This window comes from Staphylococcus sp. LKG4-2, assembly GCF_050955665.1.
Classification (GTDB): Bacteria; Bacillota; Bacilli; order Staphylococcales; family Staphylococcaceae; genus Staphylococcus; species Staphylococcus saprophyticus.
On the sequence record NZ_CP194532.1, the window covers coordinates 36,960 to 62,419 of the forward strand.

The 25,460-nt window shown below is 33.6% G+C and carries 24 protein-coding genes, 2 pseudogenes and 1 riboswitch; of the genes and pseudogenes, 11 read left to right on the plus strand and 15 right to left on the minus strand.

All coding sequences use genetic code 11. The annotated features are described in order from the left end of the window. Positions 1–71 precede the first annotated feature (71 nt). The gene (locus ACM6UH_RS00140) at positions 72–443 is read left to right on the plus strand and encodes an iron chaperone (protein ID WP_048787245.1); all 372 of its coding nucleotides are present in this window, start codon (positions 72–74) and stop codon (positions 441–443) included. 504 nt (positions 444–947) lie between these two features. Here the strand turns inward: ACM6UH_RS00140 and ACM6UH_RS00145 are convergent. After that, positions 948–1,685, minus strand: coding sequence for an alpha/beta hydrolase (locus tag ACM6UH_RS00145; protein WP_048787247.1), 738 nt, complete (start codon positions 1,683–1,685; stop codon positions 948–950). Between the two features lie 162 nt (positions 1,686–1,847). Next, a pseudogene (locus tag ACM6UH_RS00150) lies at positions 1,848–2,174 on the minus strand (hypothetical protein); the annotation flags it as partial. Positions 2,175–2,355: 181 nt separating this feature from the next. Here ACM6UH_RS00150 and ACM6UH_RS00155 point away from each other — a divergent pair. Beyond that, positions 2,356–2,955: pseudogene (locus ACM6UH_RS00155) on the plus strand (poly-gamma-glutamate hydrolase family protein). A 65-nt stretch (positions 2,956–3,020) separates the two neighbouring features. On the opposite strand, the gene ACM6UH_RS00160 reads toward ACM6UH_RS00155, so the two are convergent. Both ACM6UH_RS00160 and ACM6UH_RS00165 read right to left on the minus strand, forming a co-directional pair. Further along, the gene (locus ACM6UH_RS00160) at positions 3,021–4,235 is read right to left on the minus strand and encodes a CynX/NimT family MFS transporter (RefSeq protein WP_048787249.1); all 1,215 of its coding nucleotides are present in this window, start codon (positions 4,233–4,235) and stop codon (positions 3,021–3,023) included. A gap of 225 nt (positions 4,236–4,460) precedes the next feature. Then, the gene (locus ACM6UH_RS00165; RefSeq protein ID WP_011303908.1) at positions 4,461–4,973 is read right to left on the minus strand and encodes a GrpB family protein; all 513 of its coding nucleotides are present in this window, start codon (positions 4,971–4,973) and stop codon (positions 4,461–4,463) included. Positions 4,974–5,218: 245 nt separating this feature from the next. Between ACM6UH_RS00165 and ACM6UH_RS00170 the strand changes: the two genes are divergently transcribed. After that, positions 5,219–6,658, plus strand: coding sequence for an MDR family MFS transporter (locus ACM6UH_RS00170; RefSeq protein WP_011303909.1), 1,440 nt, complete (start codon positions 5,219–5,221; stop codon positions 6,656–6,658). A gap of 62 nt (positions 6,659–6,720) precedes the next feature. On the opposite strand, the gene ACM6UH_RS00175 is transcribed toward ACM6UH_RS00170, so the two are convergent. After that, positions 6,721–7,611 (minus strand): LysR family transcriptional regulator, encoded by an 891-nt coding sequence (locus ACM6UH_RS00175; RefSeq protein WP_047505311.1) that lies wholly within the window; start codon positions 7,609–7,611, stop codon positions 6,721–6,723. 116 nt (positions 7,612–7,727) lie between these two features. Between ACM6UH_RS00175 and ACM6UH_RS00180 the strand changes: the two genes are divergently transcribed. Continuing rightward, complete coding sequence (locus ACM6UH_RS00180) at positions 7,728–8,891, plus strand: MFS transporter (RefSeq protein WP_048787250.1); 1,164 nt, start codon at positions 7,728–7,730, stop codon at positions 8,889–8,891. Positions 8,892–8,999: 108 nt separating this feature from the next. Here ACM6UH_RS00180 and cspD read toward each other — a convergent pair whose 3' ends face one another. From cspD to ACM6UH_RS00200, 4 genes are all read right to left on the minus strand, one after another. After that, a complete protein-coding gene (cspD, locus tag ACM6UH_RS00185) occupies positions 9,000–9,200 on the minus strand; it encodes a cold-shock protein CspD (protein ID WP_011303913.1) in 201 nt (66 codons plus the stop codon). Between the two features lie 360 nt (positions 9,201–9,560). Beyond that, positions 9,561–10,004, minus strand: a complete 444-nt coding sequence (locus tag ACM6UH_RS00190) for a VOC family protein (RefSeq protein ID WP_011303914.1) — start codon at positions 10,002–10,004, stop codon at positions 9,561–9,563. Between the two features lie 820 nt (positions 10,005–10,824). Continuing rightward, entirely contained in the window at positions 10,825–11,340 is a 516-nt protein-coding gene (locus ACM6UH_RS00195; protein ID WP_011303916.1) for a VOC family protein, read from the minus strand. Positions 11,341–11,484: 144 nt separating this feature from the next. Beyond that, entirely contained in the window at positions 11,485–12,759 is a 1,275-nt protein-coding gene (locus tag ACM6UH_RS00200) for a dicarboxylate/amino acid:cation symporter (RefSeq protein ID WP_011303917.1), read from the minus strand. 463 nt (positions 12,760–13,222) lie between these two features. Between ACM6UH_RS00200 and ACM6UH_RS00205 the strand changes: the two genes are divergently transcribed. Together ACM6UH_RS00205 and ACM6UH_RS00210 are read left to right on the plus strand one after the other, a co-directional pair. Beyond that, entirely contained in the window at positions 13,223–13,597 is a 375-nt protein-coding gene (locus ACM6UH_RS00205) for a hypothetical protein (protein ID WP_048787252.1), read from the plus strand. 96 nt (positions 13,598–13,693) lie between these two features. Continuing rightward, positions 13,694–14,032, plus strand: coding sequence for a hypothetical protein (locus ACM6UH_RS00210; RefSeq protein WP_048787253.1), 339 nt, complete (start codon positions 13,694–13,696; stop codon positions 14,030–14,032). An 82-nt stretch (positions 14,033–14,114) separates the two neighbouring features. Here ACM6UH_RS00210 and ACM6UH_RS00215 read toward each other — a convergent pair whose 3' ends face one another. After that, positions 14,115–14,333 carry a hypothetical protein gene (locus ACM6UH_RS00215; RefSeq protein WP_011303920.1) on the minus strand — a complete coding sequence of 73 codons (219 nt, stop codon included), beginning with the start codon at positions 14,331–14,333 and terminating at the stop codon, positions 14,115–14,117. Between the two features lie 135 nt (positions 14,334–14,468). Further along, on the minus strand, positions 14,469–15,146 hold the full coding sequence (locus ACM6UH_RS00220) for a hypothetical protein (protein WP_048787254.1): 678 nt from the start codon (positions 15,144–15,146) through the stop codon (positions 14,469–14,471). 227 nt (positions 15,147–15,373) lie between these two features. On the opposite strand from ACM6UH_RS00220, the gene ACM6UH_RS00225 reads away from it, so the two are divergent. Beyond that, a complete protein-coding gene (locus ACM6UH_RS00225) occupies positions 15,374–15,595 on the plus strand; it encodes a hypothetical protein (RefSeq protein WP_011303922.1) in 222 nt (73 codons plus the stop codon). A gap of 118 nt (positions 15,596–15,713) precedes the next feature. On the opposite strand, the gene guaA is transcribed toward ACM6UH_RS00225, so the two are convergent. From guaA to xpt, 4 genes are read right to left on the minus strand one after another with little or no spacing between them, the layout of a single operon-like run. After that, entirely contained in the window at positions 15,714–17,255 is a 1,542-nt protein-coding gene (gene guaA, locus ACM6UH_RS00230; protein ID WP_002484263.1) for a glutamine-hydrolyzing GMP synthase, read from the minus strand. Positions 17,256–17,277: 22 nt separating this feature from the next. Further along, a complete protein-coding gene (gene guaB, locus ACM6UH_RS00235) occupies positions 17,278–18,744 on the minus strand; it encodes an IMP dehydrogenase (RefSeq protein ID WP_002484264.1) in 1,467 nt (488 codons plus the stop codon). A 37-nt stretch (positions 18,745–18,781) separates the two neighbouring features. Beyond that, the gene (gene pbuX / locus ACM6UH_RS00240; protein ID WP_002484265.1) at positions 18,782–20,050 is read right to left on the minus strand and encodes a xanthine permease PbuX; all 1,269 of its coding nucleotides are present in this window, start codon (positions 20,048–20,050) and stop codon (positions 18,782–18,784) included. Continuing rightward, positions 20,047–20,628, minus strand: coding sequence for a xanthine phosphoribosyltransferase (xpt, locus tag ACM6UH_RS00245; protein WP_002484266.1), 582 nt, complete (start codon positions 20,626–20,628; stop codon positions 20,047–20,049). The genes pbuX and xpt overlap by 4 nt, the downstream gene beginning before the upstream one ends. 256 nt (positions 20,629–20,884) lie before the next feature. Then, positions 20,885–20,987, minus strand: a riboswitch (purine riboswitch). Positions 20,988–21,213: 226 nt separating this feature from the next. On the opposite strand from xpt, the gene ACM6UH_RS00250 reads away from it, so the two are divergent. The 4 genes from ACM6UH_RS00250 to ACM6UH_RS00265 all read left to right on the plus strand — a co-directional run bounded on the left by ACM6UH_RS00250 (position 21,214) and on the right by ACM6UH_RS00265 (position 25,406). Beyond that, on the plus strand, positions 21,214–21,630 hold the full coding sequence (locus tag ACM6UH_RS00250) for a general stress protein (RefSeq protein WP_011303924.1): 417 nt from the start codon (positions 21,214–21,216) through the stop codon (positions 21,628–21,630). Positions 21,631–21,938: 308 nt separating this feature from the next. Further along, positions 21,939–22,604 (plus strand): hypothetical protein, encoded by a 666-nt coding sequence (locus ACM6UH_RS00255; RefSeq protein ID WP_047505289.1) that lies wholly within the window; start codon positions 21,939–21,941, stop codon positions 22,602–22,604. Positions 22,605–22,725: 121 nt separating this feature from the next. After that, positions 22,726–23,763, plus strand: a complete 1,038-nt coding sequence (locus ACM6UH_RS00260; protein WP_011303926.1) for a hypothetical protein — start codon at positions 22,726–22,728, stop codon at positions 23,761–23,763. Between the two features lie 263 nt (positions 23,764–24,026). Continuing rightward, positions 24,027–25,406 carry an L-cystine transporter gene (locus ACM6UH_RS00265; RefSeq protein WP_011303927.1) on the plus strand — a complete coding sequence of 460 codons (1,380 nt, stop codon included), beginning with the start codon at positions 24,027–24,029 and terminating at the stop codon, positions 25,404–25,406. The last annotated feature ends 54 nt before the right edge of the window (positions 25,407–25,460 follow it).

The window sequence follows — 25,460 nt, forward strand, 5'->3', positions numbered from 1 at the left end:
GTTATAATCAGTATAAACAAATATATGCAATTGTCATTTGATTAATAAAACATATAGAATGGAGCATTATCATGGATACATTCAATACATTTTTAGAAACAATTGATAACGACAAACACAAAGCAACATTGTCTGAAGTTTTGAACTGGATTGCAGATACGTTTCCTAACTTAAAAACAACAATAAAATGGAATCAACCTATGTTTACGGATCACGGCACATTTATCATTGGATTTAGCGTTGCGAAACAACATTTTTCAATCGCTCCCGAAGCTAAAGCTTTAAAGGAATATACACAACAAATTGAGGCAGTTGGTTACTCGCAGACCAGCAACCTTTTTCGAATAAAATGGAGTCAAGACGTAAATTACACGTTATTAAAAGCTATAATTCAATACAATATAGATGATAAATCCCATTGTGATACATTCTGGAGACCATAACTTGAAAAATATATCTTTCTTTTTTGTGCTGATTCACTAAAGACGAAAACCACATACAAAACCCCCTCACCTAGTTTTCCAGTGAGGGGGTTCTGTTCATGATTCTATTTATTCAGTAAAATCACTTAATATGAGTTATTTAAATATTTCACTATCATTTTAATAATAAATTGGAAATATTTTTTAAATGGCTAAAGCAAATGTTTATAGGTTCTATTTTTATATAAAAGCCATAATTCCAGATATTAAAAATAAAATAGCGCAGATTAGATACAAGTATCCTAGTTTTTTCGATTGTTTCTTAACTATGACATAATAAAGTACTATCATGGATAGTGCTAAAACAAGTGACGAGACGCCTCTATGAACAGATATGATATTAAACATGAACACCCCGTTCACGATAAAAAGTATTACCGATATCACAAGTGCAATTTTATCGAACTTATCAAGTCTTCTCTCTCCTTGTTTCATTGACACATACCACCCTTTTGAATATTTTATCTAATAATCTTCAAAAAATGCGATGATGTCTTGTTCTACTTCGAGATGACCCTCACCATAAGTCATCAAATGTTTAGACGGGCCATAGCCTTTCATTTCTTTGTCTTCATGTTGGATGCGATCATAAATATAATGTGCACTCGTTTCATAAGCATCATCATCTTGCTCGCCATATTTAATTGCAATCGGTGCAGTAATATCTTTTAAATGCGCCATGACATTTTCTACCAATAATTGAAACTTATATAGCTGAGGACTATAATTTTCAATTTCAGCCAACTGTTGGTCAATATCTGCTTGTTCAAGACCAACTAAACTCCCCATACGCTGTCCATAAACTTCAAGTCTACCCGAAAGACCCGCATCACCTTTTCTATAAGGTGTAGACATAATCGCTATTGAACTTATCTCTTTGCTTTCTGCCAATTTCAATGACAAGATACCACCTAGCGAAATACCGCACACACTAATTTCTGAATATCCTTTATCTTTTAAAAATTGGTAACCGGCCGTTGCATCTGCTAACCAATCATCAACATCAAATGCCATTAATTCATCAAGCATTAAACCATGTCCTTTGTATGCTGGTACATAACAGGTAAATCCCGCTTCATGTAATTTTATTGCTAATAGTTTTACATCTCGTACGGTTCCTGTAAAAGAATGAAGCAATAATATCGCCTTTTCAGACGCTTCATGTTCCAAAAATATTGGATTCGGTGCCTTCACATTTATCATTATTTGTCACTCCAAATTTTAGTTTCTTTATGTATTGTAATTGAAAAGAACTTGTCCAACAAAATCTTTCATTTTAATCATACAATTAAAAAACTTCCTTTCAAAATGATAGACACAACATATCACTTTAAAAGGAAGTACTACAAATTCAATTTCCTATGCTTAATTCTTACTGAAAAACTGTAATTCATAAATAGATTCATCATTATAAACATTAAAGCTATCAATAATACCATTTAAATACAGTACTTGTGTTTTTCGACTTACATTATGTTGATATGATATTTTTACATTTAAATCTGATTCATAGCCATTATTTTTGATTGTCTTTTCAATTTCACTAAAAACATCACGATTAATTAGCAATAAATAACCTTCATTACTAGGTTGTATATTCACATATTTCTTTTGTAATACATCTTGTTCGCCAATATAAATTTCAATTTTTATATTTTTAGCTGCTCCGCCACCTAGGTTATATAATTTCAACTAAAACATCTATACATTCTCCTCTTAAATTATATAGGAGCAATATATGTCTTTTCAAAATAATAAATTACGCTTATTCATCAAAATTTACAATTTCCGTCTCTCTGTTATAACTATCTTGTTAATGTTGCTTTTAATTATTTTCTCTCCAGATTTAAGAGCTGAAGATACTTATCAGTCTATGACTGACTTAATGGATAATACAAACGAAGGTACAGATTGGGAACTCAGTTATAACGATAATAATAGTGACACACTTATCGGTGCTATTCACGGTGGTAACATTGAAGCTGGAACTTCTGAAGCCGCAAAATTAACTGCGAATAAAGGCGCATATCGCTACTATGCGTTTGAAGGCATTCGACCATGAGACAATTCTGATCTCCATGTAACTTCCACAAATTTTGATGAACCTATCATTGAATCAATGCAACAAAAGGTTTCCAGTTCTGTAATGATTCACGGGGCAGATGGTAATGATGCCACAATATACATTGGGGGCAAAGATGAAACACTTAAAGATTCAATTGAAAATGAACTAACTGAAAATGGCTTTAATGTAGAGGTATCTCCTAGTCATCTAGAAGGTGAATCCAGCCAAAACATTGCTAATAAGAACGCTGAAAATGCAGGTGTACAGTTAGAATTGACTACAGGTTTACGTCAATCTTTCTTTAATAACCAAGATTTATCATTTAATTCGCGTTCTGATCAAAGTAATTGGAGTATGACCCTATATGATTTTGCTCATGCCCTTAAGGACACGATTGAAGCAAAATAAATATGAATCAATCACAGTCACTGTTCATATCATCACTGTGTTCGATTCATATCTTTTTAAAAGTATTAAGTTTCTTCTTCCACCACTCTATTTTTAGCGGCTGCGAACCCAAAAATGAAAACTAAAATAGACATCATAATAAATGCAATAATGACAATGTCCCAGCTGTTTGTAAGGTCATGAAGCAATCCAATCAAAAATGGACCAAATGCAGCTATGAAATAACCAACAGACTGTCCAAAGCCAGACAACGAAATACTACCATTGCTAGTACGAGCACGTATTGAAAAGAAAGTCATACATAAGCTAAAACATGCCCCCATTGCTAAACCTACAATAACCATACCCATAATAAGTATTGGTAAGGATTGTGCAAAAAATAATCCAAATCCTATTAAAAAGAGCAATGTGACAATAATCACTAAAATACGTTGATTTTTTAATTTCGCAGCTATTACTGGAAATATAAATGTCATTGGTACTTGCGCAAATTGATTCAACATCAATAAATAACCTGCAGTATTAGGATCTATACCTCTGTCCATCAAAATAGAGGGCACCCATGCGACCATCGTATAAAAAATCATTGACTGAAATCCCATCGTTAATGCAACCATCCATGCGATTTTGGATTTTATCATATTTAATTTTTTATTTTTGTTTAATTCAGCATTTTCAATCGTTCTTGCTTCGAGATTCGATCCACTGCGCACGGTTAATAGCCAAAGCGTTATTGCAGCCAGCCCTAATATGACCCAAAACACTAACGACAATCTGAATCCTAATAGCGTCATTTCAGATAAAGGATGACTCAACCCTCCGCCCAATCCTGCAGTAAAATTCATTGTCCCACTATAAATGCCAGTCATAAGTCCTATCTGCATTGGGAAGTACCACTTTACATAACTCGGTAGGACAACATTTCCAAATGCAATGGCAACCCCTAATAAAATAGTACCGATAATAAACACATTAAAGTCACCCATAATACGTAATATTAAAGCTACAATTAACAATAACGTCGAGTAAAGTAATGTATAGGACATGGTCAAACGTGTTGTAACTTTAGATACTAAGGGTGAAACGATTGCAAATATAATGAGTGGAATCGTTGTTAGAAAACCTGCGATACTATCGTTGATTGACATCGCTTCTTTAATTTCATGAATCACAGGTCCTACAGAAGTTAATGGCGCTCTTAAAGTTGATGCAATAAGAATGATTGCTATAACAACAATCCAATTTTTTTGAACTTTATGGTTCTGAGTTAATTCAGCCATTCTCCACCAACTTTCTCATTTTCATTTAATAAACTGATACTTATATACTGATGTAAGTATACAACAAATTTTTGACGTCGTTAATCGCATACGACTTAATAAAATGACGATTATTCTATTCTCTGAACAGATTTCTAACCACTCACATTAGTCCAGATAACACTTAAGAGGGTTCATGTGCTTTATACACACACTTACTACTATTAATTTGAATCACAGACACTTTTATTTAAGATACCATTCAAGTGCTTGGCTTTCCAGCCGTTTTACAAATGCATCTTTTCCGTCACAATATCCTTCTATATCATATGGAAACTGGTGTGCTAACGCTACTTTTAATTCTCCATATGCATGTGCAACTGCCACATTTGTTCTTAAATAGTCTCTAACTGCCAAATGACGATTAATTTCATAATGATTTTCTTGTTGAAATGCATGCACATGATGTGTTCGAGGATTTTCTCCTTTTTTAAAAAAGCGTCTCCCTGTTATCCCATTTTCTCCTAATGCCTTATAACCTATATTTGCCATTGCTTCATTAAAATGATCTATTTTATTTATATCTTGTACAACAGGCAATATATCTATAATAGGCTTTGCCTTTAAGCCAGGAACTGACGTACTACCAATATGATGTATTTCAATAACTTCATCACCCAATATTGAAAGGATTTTTTGCTTTTCATTTTCAAATTGCATTATCCATTGCTTTTGATGTGATTGAACATCTATTTTCATAATTGCACACTTCCTCACCTATTTTTTTATAGTATACATGAACAATCATTGTCCTATCATGCTTCGATTACCTATCCGTTATATTTTATATGCTATTAAATATATTCCGAACAACTTGATACCATCCTTATTTTTTAAAGAATAATTGCAAAAAATATTAGATTTTTAACCTTAATGGTTTGCTTTGCTAACTTAAAAGGCATAAAATTTATCGTTGGGATGTTATAAAAGGAGAGGTAATCGTAATGTCGGAAATTACAATATCAAATAAGAAACGAAATACTATTATTTTAGTTATGCTCAGCAGTGCTTTTGTCGCGATGCTCAACCAAACATTGCTCAACACTGCACTTCCTGCCATTATTTCAGGTCTTGAAATCACTGAAACAACTGCTCAATGGCTCATTACAGGATTCATGCTTGTTAACGGAATTATGATTCCTATGACTGCATTCCTTATGGATCGGTTTCATACAAGATCACTTTATATTTTTTCAATGAGTGCATTCTTAATCGGTTCCATTATAGCTGCTTTTTCACCATCATTTGGTTTACTTATGTTTGCTCGAGTGATTCAAGCTATTGGGGCAGGTATTTTACTACCATTAATGCAGTTCACTGTCTTCACCCTCTTTCCTTCTGAAAAACGAGGATTTGCCATGGGGCTTACAGGAATTGTTGCGCAATCAGCACCTGCAATTGGCCCTACATTAACTGGATTTCTCATAGACACCTTTAGTTGGAGAGCTCCTTTTATCGTAGTTGCAGCAATTGCTATCATTGCCTTTATTATTGGTATTATATTTGTCGAAAGTAATAACGAAACAAAACGTACAGAACTAGATAAAACGTCTGTTATGTATTCCACGTTTGGTTTTGGACTAATGCTTTACGGTTTTAGTAGTGCCGGTAATCTTGGTTTCTCTTCACCCATTGTTATCATTTCATTAATACTTGGTATTATCATCGTAGGTATCTTTGTCATGAGACAAATTAGAATCGATAACCCATTATTAAATATGCGTGTATTTGCAAATAGAACCTTTTCACTATCTGCATTCGCATCTATGGTACTATTTATCGGTATCGTAGGTCCGGCTTTATTAATACCCATGTATATTCAAACTGGTCTAGGACTGTCGGCTATCTTATCCGGACTCGTCATCTTGCCCGGAGCCATTGTCAATGCATTTATGTCCGTTTATACCGGCAAAATTTATGATAAATATGGTTTGAAAATATTAGCCGTACCTGGATTCATCATATTAATTATTATGACAATTTTACATTGTTTCTTAACTACAGACACACCTTATTGGTATGTTGTCATTATTTACGCTATCAGAATGTTTGCAGTAGCACTCATTATTATGCCGTTAAATACGATTGGTATTAACGCATTAGAAGCAAAAAATATTTCCCACGGCACTGCCATTATTAATTCTTTAAGAATCATTGCAGGCGCTATTGGTACAGCAGTTATGATTACAATATTAACGATTGTTAGATCTAATTACACTGAACATGTTAGTGGTTCGCAAAGTAAAACAGAAATCATGCAACATGCTACAGTGCTTGGTATCAATGCTGCATTTGCCTTCACGGCAATTTTAATGATCATCGGTTTCGTCTTAACCTTAATGATTCGCACTAAAAAAGAAACAATCAATAGCCGTGAAATTTAATATAAAAAATCCCCTCACATCAGTAATGTGAGGGGATTCATTTGATTTGGTCTATGATGTATTTACTGACATGTTGCTTTGGTTTTGTCTAAAAATAATTGTGCCGCTTTTGAAAATGTATGATCCTTACGCCATACTAAATTATGTTTCGAAACTAATTTTGGTTTCAATGGAATGAAAGTAAGTTCACTTTCTGTAGACGTATCAATAATACTGTCCAATGTAATCGCATAACCCAATCCTGCCTTTACCATCCACCCAGCATTGTAAGCCAAATTAAAAGTACTAACGATATTTAAATCGTCAAATTGTGTACCAAACCATTCTGCAAAATCATTTTTATCCAATGTTGTATCTAATACTTGTCTTGAACATATTAATGGTTTATCTACTAGATACTTATTATTAATATATTTATTTTGTGACAATGGATCACCTTTTTTAACCACAACACCCCAATGATCTGAAGTAGGTAAATACAATGTCTTATATTTATTTAAACTTACTGGTTGAATCAGAATTCCAAAATCTAATAATCCCTTATCAAGCCTATTTGCGATATCGTCCGCATTACCACTATAAATATGAAATTGAATATTAGGGTGTTCATTGTGAATATCCTTAAAAATATTTGCGATAACTTCCATACCTTTTGTTTCACCACATCCTATATACACATTACCTTCAATACTCCTATCAATTACTTTGAATTCTTCTTGTATTTTATTAGACATTTCAAGTAATTCTTCAGCTCTATTTTTTAATAGTTGTCCTTCATCCGTTAGTTGAATATTATGATTACTTCTTTTAAAAAGTTTCACATTTAGCTCTTTCTCTAATTCTTTTATTTGTCTAGATAATGTTGGTTGCGTGATATGTAACGCATTCGCAGCACGCGTAATACTTTCTTCCCTCGCTATTCTCACAAAATATTGAAGTGTCTTTAGTTCCATAAGGCATCTCCTTTGAGTTATTCAAAATAAGCATAACTAAAACTTTAAAATAAGTATTTGTCATATCTTATTCTACCGCCTAAACTAAAATTATTAAAGTTTGGGAGGGACAAATGATGAAAAATAATAAATTAATCATATTCATCTTAACTATTGGCGTCTTCGGTATATTAAATACTGAAATGGGGTTTATTGGATTAATCCCTCAGATTGCTGAACATTTTAATGTAAGTACATCTACTGCTGGTTGGTTAGTTTCCGTTTTTGCTATAGGCATTGCGATATCTGGACCTATTATGCCTTTATTACTTTCAAAAATAGAACGTAAAAAAGTAATGATTGCTGTACTTGTTATCTTTATTATCAGTAACATTGTCTCATTATTCACAACAAGCTTCAGCATATTACTCATTGCAAGAATCATACCGGCCATATTTCATCCTGTATACATTGCGTTAGCATTTTCTGTTGCTTCTGATTCCGTTAATTCAAAAGATGCTCCAAAAGCAGTAGCTAGAGTATTTATTGGTGTCTCTGCTGGCATGGTCGTGGGTGTGCCTATCGTTAATTTCTTGGCAAATCAATTCAATTTATATGCTGCGTTAGCATTTTTCGCATTAATTAATATGATTGTATTGATTCTCACTATAATCTTTATACCTAAAATGCCCGCTAAAAAAGCAGTAACATATGGAACACAGTTACGTGTACTTAAACGCCCTTTAACTTGGCTATCCATTATTGTATCTATATTGTTTAATGCTGCAGTTTTTGGTGTCTATAGTTATTTGACCGATTTTTTAAATATTGTAACTAACGCGCCAAGTCATGCAGTATCTATTATTCTCTTTTTATATGGTGCCTCTAATATTTTAGGCAATGTCATTGCAGGTAAGCTATTAACAACGATTCCCAAAAAAGCAATTTTTCTTTTACCTTTTTCATTGATAATTATTTATGTGGCCATGTTTGGTATTGGCTCATTTTTAATTCCAATGATGATGATTTCAGTACTTTGGGGTATACTCGCAGGTATTTCAGCAAATATTACACAATATGTCATTATCTCAGTTGCGCCCGATGCACCTGATTTATCAAATGGTATTTTTCTATCTGCTGTGAATTCTGGTGCAACCATAGGTACATTTTTGGGCGGCATATTTATTGCAAGTTTAGGATCGAATTTTGTTATCTTTATTGGCATACTGGCCTGTATGATAAATATTTTATTTATCTACTTAAGAAACAGGGAGCTTAAGCAGTTTGAAATAACTTCATAAAAAGCAAAAACCCCTTCATATGTTTTCACTACATGAAGGGGTTAATTATTCAATATTTGTATTTTGGGCATAAAAAAAAGACGAGTTATACTCGTCTTTTAGCCGTTATTATAGTTTAACAACGTTAGCTGCTTGAGGACCGCGGTCGCCTTCAACGATTTCGAATTCAACAGCTTGTCCTTCTTCTAATGATTTGTAGCCTTCTTGAGCGATTGCTGAGAAGTGTACGAATACGTCGTTTCCACCTTCAACTTCGATGAAACCAAAACCTTTTTCTGCATTAAACCATTTAACTGTACCGTTATTCATATTAAATTCCTCCATATGTGCTTTTGCACGAATATTTGTAATCTGTCTTAAAAAATCAAAAGGAGTAAATTCAAAAGAATAAAACTACAAATCAATTTCACGAACTAAATTACTTAATACCTATTATAGCGTTTACTTCTGAGTTTGTACACCCCTAATTGAAAATAACTTTTATTATTTAATCATTCTCGTCATTATATTGTATTGACCGACTTAATTTTCACACGATTCATGCATTGTTCTCAGTTAATTTAAAGATCAAGACAATTTTTATGATTTATGAGTTCACAATATAAAAAGAAAGGCAACTTAATCTATAAGTCCACACTTTCTTAAGTTTAATCCGTAACCGCCTGAGCGCTATTTGTTGATTTTTGTATAATCCTGACCGTGTAACATCCAACGTACATTGTACTTATCCGTAAATGCGCCCATTTTACCACCCCAGAATTGTTCTTCTAAAGGCATTTCAACATCTACCGCTTCTTTAACACGATGATATAACGCTTCAACTTCTCTTGTGTCATCTTCATTATTAATATCATAGTCTATTAATAATGAAATACCATTGTTAATTCTTTCTGCTCTACCAAATGAATCAGATGCAAGCACTGTAGTACCAGCAATATCAAATTGCGCATGCATTGTCGCATTAGCTGCTTCTGCTTCACTCATATTAAAATGAGCTGCTTGATCTTTACCAACTGGTAATCTTGTAATATTTGTAGCACCAAATACTTCTTCATAATATGCTAATGCTTCTTTTGTATTTTCAAAATTCAAATAAGGAAAAATTGTTGTCATCCTGACACCCCATTGTTTAATTTATACTTGCTTTGCATATTATTACATAAGCTATAAAATAGCGGTACTTTTAACTCCGAATTACACAATTTATTTTCGTTTAATTTGTAATGATACAACCAGAACCTATATCATCACACTTTTTTCTTATAAAATTCATGATCTTGCTAACATACTTAGAATAATCTTTTCCTTTTTGTCTCTAATTTTATGGCTTACTTTATACAAGCCTTGTTCTAACTTACCGTTTTCTACATATTTATTTAAGTTATGCTTAAGTTTTTGTTTCACTAATTTGCTCTCCCTATAATTATTTCAGTCCACTCCATTTTCATTGTTGTTACATTATGTTTCTCAATACCAAATCATTTTAATTATGTGCTTAATTTAATACTTTTAGTTTTCTTAATTTAAAAATATCCTCGCACTTATTACAGTACAAGGACATTCATTTTAACATTTTTCAATTTTAAAACAGCATGTTATCTTATTTACAAAGTAACATAATATAACTTTTAATAACATATATTATTTAAGTTATTAAATGCTGGAAGGTGTGTCGAAAATCAACTTCCTATTAAAAATCCTTTTAGGTATACTTTTCGTCAGTATCAGTTCTTGGAACAACACCATTTCTACACGACAGAAGGTTAATAAAAAAGCTGAAAAACATCGCACTGAACCAATGACAGGGGAACAGTTTCGTTTCATGTTTTTTCTAAATGTGACGATGTCTACTGGTTTTTATTTACTTTTGGTTCATACCTTTTTTAATTAAAAGTATAAAATTCAGTGCTTAAGTACATACAATAACTCGAAATTATGGAATAAATACATTACTTTCACTATCCTCAGGATAATAATAACCATTTGGAATTGATTGTAACTCTATCAGACTATGCCATGGCGATTTTAAATATACACTACTGCTACCTTCACTGTCTTCATATCTAGAGTTATCATGTTTCTCAGATAAAGGGCTCGCTCCTGCATCAACAGCTTGTTGAATTGCACGATCCATATCGTCGACAAATAACGAAATATGATGATACCCATTATCTTCCAAATCAAGTGGTTCCCTTTTATCGTCACTTTCTATCTCAAACATCTCAATATTCGGACCATTGCCAATCACAATCATACGTTGTTTAACAATAGCAGACCCCTTAGATAGGCCTAACATGCGCTCTACTTCTGGACCTTTTCTAGGTTCATCATCGTAAGTTAAGCCATCATATGCATATTTCGCATCAAAGGCATCTTTCAAAAATTTAAATGCTGCTTCAATATTAGGCACTGTCATGCCAATATGGTTAATACCTCTTATATTACTCATTTTATCTTCCTCCAATTTATAAACGTTTTAATTGTATACCCTATTTAAAATGAGCTTAATAATTGCAGTATATCATCCATTTTTTTCAGAAAAAAGCACACCTTATTTTTATTTATAAGGCGTGCTTGTAGATTTATTATTTTGTTAAATTGTTTTCAGATACTCTTCGCCTTGTTTTTTATCATAAACACCTTCTGTTTTAGCGATAAAGATTGTAGCTACTGAGTTTCCTAATACGTTTACACATGTTCTAAGCATTTCAAGTATTCTATCTACACCGATAATCAATGCTAAACCTTGTGGATTTAATCCTACAGATCCTAATGTAGTTAGTAATACTACGATTGAGGCTCCTGGTACACCCGCCATACCTTTAGACGTTAACATTAATGTAATCATTAATAAGATCTGTTCACCAATACTTAAATCAACACCATATAATTGAGCAACAAATAGCGCCGCAATAGATTGGTACATGGCCGCACCATCAAGGTTAAATGAATAGCCGGTTGGTAGTACGAAAGATGCAATATCTCTCGGCACACCAAAACGCTCCATTTTTTTCATTACTGTAGGTAATACTGCTTCTGAACTTGCAGTCGAGAATGCCAACATTAAATCGTTCTTTAATAGTTTGATAACTTGTGTAATTCTTACACCACAAACTCTTGAAACAATGCCTAATACAATGAAAATAAAGAATAGCATTGCAATTACCACAGTTAAACACAATTTGAACAATGGAATTAATGCAGATAATCCGAAAGTAATAATCGTTGTAGTAATAAATGCAAATACTGCAATTGGTGCTAATAATAATACTTTTCCAATCATCCAGAATACTGCTTCTAGTGCACCGCCTAAAAAGTCTTTAACCGGTTGTGCTTTTTGTCCAATTGCCGCTAATGCTAAACCAAAAAATACTGAGAAGAATATAACTGGTAATAATTCTCCAGAAGCAAATGCCTCGAAGATATTCGTTGGTATAATATTTACAATTGTATCGATCAAGTGATTGTCATATGTAGATTGTTCTGCAGCTTTTGCAGTTGATTCATATTTAGAAATATCACCTTTTGGAAGCAAATCAGGATTTAGTCCAACACCTGGTTTGAATAAATTACCAAAAATCAAGCCCATAAATATCGCGAAACTTGTCATAATAACAAAGTATAATAATGTCTTACCACCGTAACGTCCAATCGTTTTTGTATCCCCTACATTTGAGATCGATAACGCTAAAGAACAGAATACGATAGGTACGACTAACATTTTAATTAAATTTATAAATACATCGCCAAAAGGTTGTATATAATTAATTACATCTTTATTTCCATGTAATATACTCCCTAAAATTACCCCTAGCACTAATGCTATGATAATTTGGGTCGGTAAGTTTATTTTTTTGATAACTTTCACTCTTGTTCATCCCCTTTTTCAACCTAACATTGTCCAAATGCTAGTTTTCTACAAAATATATTTTATCATAAACAAAATTCCACTCATATATTAAATTTACATGCTTTTAAAAATATTTATGATTTTTAATTTTATGCAGACATTCAATTAAGGATTTATAAATTATTTTGAAAGGGGTTATAAACTGATAAACCCTGTCACCAAAGGTTATTTACGCATATATAAGTATTTTAAAGGTCATTTTTTAATTGTGAACAAATTTGTGAACAATAATAAAATAATCATCAAAATTCAGGCTTATTTGTTTATTTAAATGCCTAATATTGAATAAATATAAACGTGATTTTGTAAAATCATGCTACCTCATTTCATGATATACATGGTTGGTTTGATGTTATTTAAATTACTTTTGAATATATGTTATTTTTAAAATATAGTGTAGAAATATTTAAGGAGGGGTATCTTGATAGAAAACAAAGAAAGTTTTAGATTACTCTATCAAGCTATTAGAGAACTTGCAGCAGAAATGGGAGATAATCAGTTTGAAACTAAATCTATTAGTCTCATATTTTTAGATCTAGATATCGAACATGAATACTTTGACAAACTATTTCTATCATTCATACAATATGTGAGCAGGCATAAAGGAGAATCTATCTCATATAAGAATTTACTAGCTTTAATAGAAGACAAGATGCCACGAGACTTATCACTTCATATCAAACATAAAATTATCATTGGCTTTGCTAATAATTATTTACCAGAACTCAAACCAATTGCAGATGATATAAAATCTGCTATCTATAATCAAGTGAATAAAGAAATAGATCTTGAATGATTCTTGACGCACTTCATTATGATGCCTTTGCACAGTTTGACACTTTATATATAAATACGTTAAATTTCATTTATAAAATATTTAGGAGTATTTATATTGAAAACAGCATTATTCTTCGTCACAATTTTTGTATTTTCAATGATTTGGTCAATGATTATCATTAACTATTTACCGGATGCAGCAACTGCTAATAAACGTGATAAGACACGTTACAATGAAAAACAGCGTTTAATCATTTTAGAAACATTGTCTAGAACTTGCACTTGGTTCATTTATTTTTTAGTCATTTCAATTCTCACAAGGTATTTAGGGCCGTCAAACACAAACTTTGATTTAATATCTAAGTACCCCCTAATCACGGTCTTAATTCCCTTGATTATACTTGGGGTTTTGAACTATTTGTTTGTTAAGAAAAAATACAAGACTACTGATTAAAACTTGTAATCTATGAATCAAAAAGCGCCTTTTTAATTTCGAAAAGACGCTTTTTACTCATTCAATGAAATCACCAAGTACATCATTCTAATAAGTTAAATAACGCTGTTACAGCCATTAAAACTCCTAAGTTGATAAACGTTGGTTTTTCATATTTTTGTTTATATTGCTCATAATCATATTCGCTAATTTTCTTATTTTTCAATTTCCAAAATACAAGTACAAAATAGATGGATTGGAACATTAAAATACAAAATGAAACGAGCAATGCCACGTATAATATCATTTTTAATATACTCATATAAACACCCACTTACTATTAATTAATCACTCGCGTTGAATTAATAACCTTAATGGTTAAGCTTTCTTGCCATACCTCATTAAAATTTATACTTTTCCAAACAAAACTGTATACCCCATCTAAAGCGATTTTAAATTAATTGCTGTACTTAATTTTTCCAGCTAAATCTGCGATTGTCTGGTCATCCCCTTGATTAATCGTGACCGTTTCAACATTCTCTTCAATCGCTTTTGTTGTTGCTTCTTTCATATTTGCATCAGTTCTTGAATCACGCCAATCATATGGAACATTTTTATATACATTGATTGACCCATCACCATTGCTACTATATGTCACTGAACCACCTACACGCATAGGAGCTTTTAATTTTACAACGTCTTCTTTAAAGACAGCACTGTCCTCAGCTTGTGGATTTACTTTAGAACCTTTTGGCAATTTTTCTACATTTAATGAATCCATACCATCCATATTATTTTTCAGTGGTCCTAGTTGATTCCACACGCGAGCATACTCAATTTCTTCATTATTGTATTGATTTAAAGCACCTTCGTCTTCATCAGTTGTTTCATTCTTGTCTTGAGCAGACTGATTACGTCCATCATTGTTTTTATTGGTATTTTGTTGCTCTGTTTTTTGTTCATTTTGTTTGCTGTTGTCTTTGTTCTTTTCCGATTTGTCTTTATCTGAGTTGCTCGTGTTATCTGTATTTTCACTTTTTTCTTTAGGTTCGTTATTTTCTGAAGCTTCGTTATTACAACTTGCTAATAGAACTGATAGACTCACGGCAAATGTAGCAATAATAGTCTTTTTCATAACAGCAGCCAACCCCTTTTATCAAATTATTAAGTTTACAATAACATATTTCTAATCCATTTACATTGTATTCAACATTAAAACTATCCATAATAGTTTTTTGAAAACGGCTATTTTAATAGTTATTTTTCACCAATTTTACTTAATCACTTTTTAAACAGATGTTTATTGTATTGTTAACAACATATTATCTTTATGCTACGCTTAGATAAAAAAGGTGGCTATTCATGCATTTACCAATACCAATTGCGATTGTCTTGGGAATTATTTTTGTTATTCTTTATACTTATATCGGTATGAAATTAACACTCAAACACCATAATCATAAAAGAAAACATTATAATGTAGAACCGATGTCTAAACTACGCATCTACGTCGAAGCATTCTTCTTTGTATTAGCTGGCATATCATTTGTGTCACTACTTATTTACATAGGATATTTTAGCTAGATAGCGACTTTTGTAATATATACGTGGTCAGAAAATTTTAATTTGGTTTTTGTAATTTCAAAACATAAAAAAACAACCCCTTAAGCCTATGCCTAAGGGGTTACTTCATTCTATACGATTATTCCCACTCAATTGTGCTTGGTGGCTTAGATGTAATGTCATAGACAACGCGGTTAACGTGGTCCACTTCATTTACAATACGACTAGAAATCTTCTGTAAGACTTCCCAGTCGATACGTGCAAAGTCACTTGTCATACCATCAATCGATGTAACAGCGCGGATGCCTACCGTGTGATCGTATGTACGGTAGTCTCCCATAACACCTACAGATTGGATGCCAGGTAACACTGTGAAATACTGCCAAATCTCACGTTCAAGACCTTCCTCACGGATGACCTGTCTTAAAATGGCGTCTGATTCACGTACAATTTCAAGTTTGTCTTCTGTGATTTCACCAAGTACACGGATACCTAATCCAGGACCTGGGAACGGCTGTCTCCATACTAAATGTTCAGGAATACCTAACTCGATACCTAATTCACGCACTTCATCTTTAAACAGTGTATTGATGGGTTCGATTAATTGGAACTCCATGTCTTCTGGTAAACCACCCACATTGTGGTGTGATTTGATTGTTTGTGCTGTCTTCGTACCAGATTCGATAACGTCTGTATATAATGTGCCTTGTGCTAAGAAATCCACACCTTTTAATTTAGATGCTTCATCATCAAATACATAGATGAATTCATTACCAATGATTTTACGTTTTTGTTCTGGATCAGAAACACCTTGTAATTTGCTCATGAATCGTTCTTGTGCATCGACACGAATAATATTCATGTTGAAACCTTCACCAAATTGTTCCATAACCATGTCGCCTTCGCCTTTACGTAATAAACCATGGTCTACAAAGATACACGTCAGTTGGTCGCCAATCGCTTTGTGTAACAATACAGCTACTACAGATGAGTCTACGCCACCACTCATCGCACATAGGACTTTACGGTCGCCAACTTGATTACGAATTTTTTCAATTTCAATCTCAATGAAGTTTTCCATTGACCATTCACCTGTACAGTCACATACACGACGTACAAAGTTACGAAGTAAATCGTTTCCGTATTCTGTGTGACGTACTTCTGGGTGGAATTGCACACCATAGATGCGACGAGATTTATCTTCAATTGCTGCATAGTTGGTACTTGGGCTATCAGCAATCACTTCGAAACCTTCTGGAATTTCGATCACTTTATCTGAGTGGCTCATCCAAACATTTTGTTCTTCTGGTAAACCAAAGAATAACTCATCAGTCTTCGCATTAATAATGGCTTTACCATATTCACGTTCATTGGCACGCTCTACTTTTCCACCTAAAAGTTTTGTAGTTAGTTGCATACCATAACAAATACCTAAAATAGGTACTCCCAAGTTATAAATTTCTGGGTCAATTGTGAATGAATCTTCTTCATAAACTGAGTTAGGACCACCAGAAAGGATAATCCCTTTAGGATTTAAACGTTTAATTTCTTCCATGCTAATCTCGTGGTCATGTAATTCACTATATACACCCATTTCACGAATGCGTCGTGTAATTAATTGGTTGTATTGGCTACCAAAGTCTAAAACAAGTATGAGCTCTTGCTCTTTCGCCATTTCCATATCTTTTTTATCTCCTTTTAACTTAGAATGAATAATTTGGTGATTCTTTTGTAATTTGAACGTCATGTGGATGACTTTCTGCTAGTCCAGCAGGTCCCATGCGCGTAAATTGTGCTTCTTCTCTTAATGCTTCTAAGTTTCTAGAACCTGTATAACCCATACCAGATCTTACGCCGCCCATAAGTTGATAAATTGTATCTTGTAATGAACCTTTATATGCAATACGACCTTCGATACCTTCTGGCACGAATTTTTTAGGTGCTTTATCTTCTTGGAAATAACGGTCGTTTGAGCCGCTTTCCATTGCGCCTAATGAGCCCATACCTCTATATACTTTGTACTGTCTGCCTTGGAATACTTCTGTAGCCCCTGGGCTTTCTTCAGTACCAGCAAGTAGACTACCTAACATAACTGCATGGCCACCAGCCGCTAATGCTTTGATGATGTCTCCAGAGAATTTAATCCCGCCATCAGCAATAATTGCTTTACCATGTTTGCGCGCTTCTGTTGCACAGTCATAAACTGCTGTAATTTGCGGTACACCAACACCAGCAACGACACGTGTTGTACAAATAGAACCAGGACCAATACCAACTTTCACTACATCAGCACCCGCTTCATATAACGCTTTTGTACCTTCGGCTGTAGCTACGTTACCTGCGATTAATGTAACTTGTGGGAATGTTTCTTTAATATGTTTAACTTGCTCTAATACACCTTTAGAGTGACCATGAGCTGTATCAATAACTAATGCATCTACACCAGCTTCTACTAATTTTTGAGCACGGATGTCTGTATCTTTAGCAATACCGATAGCAGCACCAACTAATAAGCGGCCGTGTTCATCTTTTGCAGAATTAGGGAATTCTAGTACTTTTTCAATATCTTTAATTGTAATCAGACCTTCTAAACGGCCTTCTTTAACTAATGGAAGTTTTTCTATTTTATGTTGTTGTAATAACTTTTCTGCTTCATCTAATGTCGTACCAACTGGAGCTGTAACGAGTTGCTCTTTTGTCATCACATCAGAAATTTTAATTGAGAAGTCTTCAATAAAGCGTAAATCACGGTTAGTAATAATACCGACAAATTGTCTGTCTTCTTTATTATTCACAATTGGCACACCTGAAATACGATATTTACCCATTAATGCTTCTGCTTCAAAAACACTTTCTTCTGGAGTTAAAAAGAATGGATTTGAAATAACGCCATTTTCTGAACGTTTTACTTTTTGTACTTCATCAGCTTGATCTTCAATATTCATATTTTTATGAATAACACCAAGTCCACCTTGTCGTGCCATTGAGATTGCCATTTTTGATTCAGTTACTGTGTCCATACCTGCTGAAATAACAGGGATGTTTAATTTAATACCTTCTGATAATTGCACACTTAAATCCACTTCTTTCGGTAACACATCTGATTCTGCTGGTAACAATAACACATCGTCAAAAGTTAAAGACTCTTTTTCAAATTTATTTTCCCACATACGCTTACAGCCTCCTAATATTTGTTTGATAACATCATTATTTCATAACTTCCGTATCTTGTTGCTGTTTTATACCATTAAAAAAGAAATTCAAAATAATTGCTGAAATTGCGCCAAGAACAATACCGTTTTGTGTTAACCATGCAAATTGCTCACCCAAAGCTTTGAACGCTTGCGGTACTGCACTTATACCCGTTCCTAGTCCAACTGATACAGCAATAATCAATAAATTATTTTGATTCTTAAAATTAATATTACCTAATATACTAACACCATATGCCATGACCATGCCAAACATTGCTATCATCGCTCCACCTAATACTGGTAGAGGAATCATATTAGCAAGTGCACCCAATTTAGGAATACAACCACAAATGATTAACAAGATAACCATGCCATAGATAACTTTATTCTTTTTCGCACCAGATAATGACACTAACCCAACATTCTGTGAATAAGCGGTATACGGAAACGCATTAAAGATTGACCCTAAAATGATAGCAATACCTTCTGCTGTATAACCTTTTCGGAAATCTTTACGTTCCAATTTTTTACCTGTAATTTCACTCAATGCGTGATATACACCAGTTGATTCTATTAAGCTGACTAATGCGACAATAAAGAATACGAGCGTTGCACCTAAGTCAAAGCTAAACGTTGAGAACCTAAATGGTTGTGGTAAAGAGAACCAATGTGCTGTGCCAACTTGATTAACATCCACGATACCAAAGAGTGCAGCTAATACTGTGCCAACAATCAGTCCAATAAGTATGGCAATAGATTTTAGGAATCCAGCAGTAAAACGCTGTACAATTAAAATGATGATCAGCGTAACGACACCTAAGATGATATTTTTAGGATCACCGTAATGTTTATCACCTTCACCGCCTGCTAAGTAGTTCATCGCAACTGGCATCAAATTGATACCAATAATCGTAACGACACTTCCTGTAACTACGGGTGGAAAGAACCTAACTAAATAAGAAAAGAATGGTGCGATAAGAACTACTAGTATACCCGATAAGAATAATGAACCATATAAGTCACCAATACCTTTTGTTTGTCCAATTAAAATCATCGGTGCCACAGCTGTAAATGTACAGCCTAATACGATTGGTAGTCCTGTTCCTGTGCCTTTCCATACTTGTAAGAAGGTTGCTACACCACACATGAAAATATCAACTGTTACTAAAAAAGCGATTTGTTCTGGCGTGAAATCTAAGCTAGTACCTACAATAATAGGAACCAGTATCGCACCTGCATACATCGCTAATAAATGTTGTAAGCTTAAGATGAACGTTTTCATGCTTCGTCTCCTACAAACGTCACTTTATTACCACTTAATGATGCCACTTTACATAAAGATGAAACGGTTAAACCAGCTTCTTCTAAACGTTCTCTGCCTGGTTGAAAGCTTTTCTCTACGACAATACCTATACCTACCGTTGTAGCCTTAGCTTGTTTCACAATTTCATTTAGCCCAAGTGAAGCATCACCATTGGCTAAGAAATCATCGATGATTAATACGCGATCATTTTCACCTAAAAACTCATCAGACACGACAACGGTACTTGTCGTATTTTTTGTGAAAGAATGAATCTCTGCTTGATAAACACCTTTTTTCAATGTACTCGGCTTCGCTTTTTTAGCAAAAAGACAAGGTACGTCGAAGTGCATCGCGGCCATAATTGCTGGTGCAATACCTGAAGCTTCTATCGTTAATATCTTCGTAATACCTTCATCTTTAAATTGCTCATAAAATGTTTGTCCCACATCGTGCATTAACCTTGCGTCTATTTGATGATTTAAAAAACCGTCAACTTTCAATATCTTTTCATCAATCACAACACCATCTGCTTCAACTTTCTGCTTCAACAAATCCACTCGAAAAAAACCTCCTCATTTTGTGTACAAAAAAATCCTAAACTAACTTAGTTTCAGGATCTATGAGTGAACGTGCAATACCAAAGCAGCATCGTTTCAATTACAATATATGTCCTTAAAATTAATTTTTTTACATTCATTTCCCTTTAACTATGTAAAAAAAGTATTCTTAATGAACAAAGCTTATATGTATGAGCGCTTTAAAAAGTCTAGTTTCTTTCACAACTTTTCATAACTTCTCAATTTGAATCGCTAGTGTATTGTATTGGTTACTCATAGTCATGTTGTTAATGGCAACATGGTAGAAACTTCTAAAGCCGTATCCTTCAGATTATATGAGTTAGATAAATTATTAACTGATGATAGCAAATTTTGGCAATATTTTCAATACACTTATTGATTGTAAACGCTTCACAAAAGCTTTTACTTCTTTTTCATATTTTTTCAGAAAACATTCACATATGCATGAAAATATCGTTTGTCAGTTGTGTAAGTTCATTATACAATGTAATTGTATTCGTTTTATATAATAACTTAAGGGTAAACACAAAATAATTCATATAATAATGAACGGAGGAACACTAAATGTCAGAATTCACTATTGTACAAAACAAAGAAGATCTTATCGATGCAATAAAATCTAAACTATCAGAGGGTTATAAAGAATCGGAAATGACCGTAATTAGTAAAACAAAATTACACATTGATGCGTTACATGATTCTGAAGTCAATCTAACTGCTACAAGTGGTTCGTTCAGTGATAAGATGGCTAAAATTTTAACTGGCGAAGACGGTGAAGAAGCCGTATTGGCTCACTACAAGCTACCTGAAGAAGAATTAGAACGCTATAAGAAAGAAATATTAAACGATAATTATCTCGTTGTTGCTACAAAGGATACGACTTCACACGTAGAAGCCGACAAAGCCAACGTTGCTTTCGAAACGAACCAAACTAAAAGTAATAGCCATTACTCCGAAGAAACAAACGGACCAAAATCATAATCCAAACGTTATACGTAAATCAAAGATGGTACTGGAGGCGTCAGCTTAAACTCTCATTTCACCAAAACCATTTTGAGACGCATTTGCGAAGTTAGATTAAGTACTGAGATACTGTTTGATTAATACTACAACATTTGTATAAGCAGTACTAACGTAAACATATAACGCCCTTATAATTTAGTCGGTCGAGACACACATATTGATGTCTCGACCCTTTTTATGTTTAACTGCAAATTAAATTAAATTGCAATTCGATTCATATTTTCTCTATTATGTTATAATGAACGCAATAATTTGGGGGTGTACCTATGGAGTTTAAGACAATAACATCAATCGATGATCCGTTATTTAAATCTGCATTGAAGTTATATGATGCTAAATTTGATATCGGTCTATCTGAAGACGAACAAATTTTTAAACAGTCCTTAAGAAACGAACGTACAAAAGATGATTACATCTTTTTAGTAGGCATTGAATCAGATGAAGTAGTGAGTTTAGCCACAGCGCATTATGAAGCTACGACAAATTCATCTTTTTTAATTTATTTAATTGCTAAAGATAAACACGAGCATGATGAAATTATCACAAAAACGCTTGAACGTATTCAAAAAGAAATAAACATTCTGTCGAATCAACTGCATGCACATGATGTCAATTTCATTATGTTGGAAGTGCCTAAAGAACCCGAAGACATTTCTGAAGATGTCGTTCAAATCATGGATAACAGACGCCAATTTTTATATGAACATGGTTTTGAAAAACAATATGAAATTGATTATTTAGCCCCTAATATCCAAGATTATGCGAGCGGCGAACCTATGGATTTATTTATAAAGTCAAATATTGAATTAACAAAAGATATCTATGGACCAAGCGTGAAATCAAATTATATTCTCAAGTATGTTTTTGCAAACAGAATTTCTCGAAGTGTTATTTATCCGTTGCTTGAACAAATGGAATTACGCAAACGATAGTTATCACCACTTGAAATCACTGTTAAAACAGTTTAAACTAACATAGAGGTAAGACTGACGTTTCACTGACCGAAGACAAACGTCGGTATACATAAATTAATTAATGAAAGGACTTATTTCTATGTTAACCAAAGAATTTGCACAACGCGTGGAGCTAAGTGAAAAACAAGTCCGTAAAATCGTTCAGCATTTAGAAGAACGCGGTTACCAACTTAGTAAAACAGAATACCGTGGCCGTGAAGCTACAGATTTCCAAGAAGAGGATATCGAACTATTCCAAGATATCGCCGATAAAGTTAAACAAACAAATAGTTATGATTTAGCTTTTGAAGAATTAGAAAAAGAAAAAGACTTCTTACAAGTATTAGTCAAAGATGACGGTAATCATTTACCTACAGATCAAAATGTTTCTAAACTTGTTGAAGATTTACGTTCGGAAATTCAAAAAATGCGTGATGAACGTCATATGCTTGGTCAAATGATTAACCAAGTACATCAACAACAACAGGAATTACACGAAATGCAGAACCAAATCACTACAAAATTAGACGCAAATACAGAATCTCTAAAAGCGATTCAAACGTCAACAGATGAAATCAAAACGACACAGAGCGTTATCCAAGATTCTCAAAAAGAACAATCTGAGTTAGCTAAATCAAATGTTGAAACTGAACATGTTAGCACTGCTAATACAACAACGAATAACAGCGACGCGCTAACAGAACATTCAACTGAGAGTGCGAGCAATGACGAAAAATCTGATGATAAAGTTACTTCTACAACTTCTGAAACTGTAGCTGATACAACTGATGCAACTGCTTCTAACCCAACTGATAAATCATCTGCGCAAGTTGCGACTGAAGAATCTGAAATCACTCAAATCAGCGAACAACCAACTGAAACGACAACAGCTGATACAGATGCTTCAACATCAGCTACAAAAAGAGAAATGGCTTCTGCTGAACAAGTCAAAGCAGATGACAAAACAGATGAAACTTCTACATCATCTACTGATAATTCATCTATTAATGAAGAAATAACGAAACCGAACACACAAACGCAGCCAACTGAAGATACACATGCGCAGTCTTCATCAGTTGCAAATGACACACCAAAAGAAGAACGTAAAGGTTTCTTCGCACGCCTATTCAATCTATAAACTATTTAATAAATGGTGCTAATTAACTATCAAACTAAACGAATTCTAAATCACAGAAATGTGATTTAGAATTCGTTTTTTTATTTCATTCTCTAAACGGTGAAATCATCGTTTTGCTACCTTTAAATTATCAGAAAATAAAGTCATTTAAAATTCATGAATTTCTTGAGTCATAGACTTGAATATTATTGAAATTGCTAATATCCTTAGTATACGTATCGGATTTCAAAAAATTATTATTAAGAAAGTGTAGGTCTTTTTTTATGTTATTAACTATTCTTAACATTATTATTTTTGTGGCCTTCCTCGTTGGATTATATGTAATGGCTAAAAGACATGTATCATTTCCTAAACGTGTATTCTCTGCCTTAGGGGTAGGAATTGTTTTTGGTGTCGTTATTCATTTAATTTACGGCGTGGATTCACAAGTAACTAAACAGTCCATGGATTGGTTTAGCATCGTTGGTGATGGCTACATTGCATTACTACAAATGATTGTAATGCCACTTATTTTCATTTCAATCGTTTCAGCATTTACTAAAATTAAAATTGGGGACAAATTCGCTAAGATTGGAATTTATATTTTTATTTTCTTAATTGGTACCGTTGCTATTGCAGCAATCATTGGTATTATTTCAGCACTCGTATTCGGACTAGATGCTTCATCTATTGACTTAGGCAGTGCCGAAAGTTCAAGAGGTAGTGAAATCGCAAGCCAAGCTAAAGATATGGCTGCTAATACATTACCACAACAAATCTTAGAATTATTACCAAGTAATCCATTCTTAGATTTCACTGGTCAACGTACAACGTCAACAATTGCGGTCGTTATTTTCGCAGCGTTTATCGGTTTTGCATTTTTACGTGTTATGCGTAAACAACCTGAAAGTGGACACTTACTTAAACGTGGTATCGATGCATTATATAATTTAGTAATGGCAATCGTGACATTTGTTTTACGTTTAACACCTTATGGTATTTTAGCAATTATGACATCTACCATTGCGACAAGTGATTTTGGTGCTATTTGGACATTAGGTAAGTTCGTGATTGCATCTTACGCAGCACTCATTGTTATGTATATCATTCACCTAATCATTGTTTCAGGTTTAGGTCTCAACCCTGTCACATTTGTTAAGAAAACTGGCGAAGTGCTTATGTTCGCCTTCACTTCTCGTTCAAGCGCAGGATCATTACCACTGAATGTGCAAACTCAGAAGAACCGTTTAGGTGTACCTGATGGTATCGCTAACTTCTCTGCTTCATTCGGTTTATCAATCGGGCAAAATGGTTGTGCCGGTATTTACCCAGCAATGCTTGCTGTTATGGTAGCGCCAGCAGCTGGTGTAGAAGTTAACTTACAATTTATATTATCTGTCATCGGTGTCGTTATTATCAGTTCATTTGGTGTCGCTGGTGTAGGTGGCGGTGCAACATTTGCATCCATTATTGTATTATCTACATTAAACTTACCAGTCGCACTTGCAGGTGTCTTAATCTCTGTTGAACCATTAATTGATATGGGTCGTACAGCATTGAATGTTAATGACTCTATGCTTGCAGGTACAGGTACAGCAAAATTAACAAACAACCTAGACAAAGACACTTATAACGACAATGAATATGCCGAGATTACAAACTAATATATTTGAATTAATCACTAAATCCGAGTAGCAAGTTTAGTCATAATTCAAGTA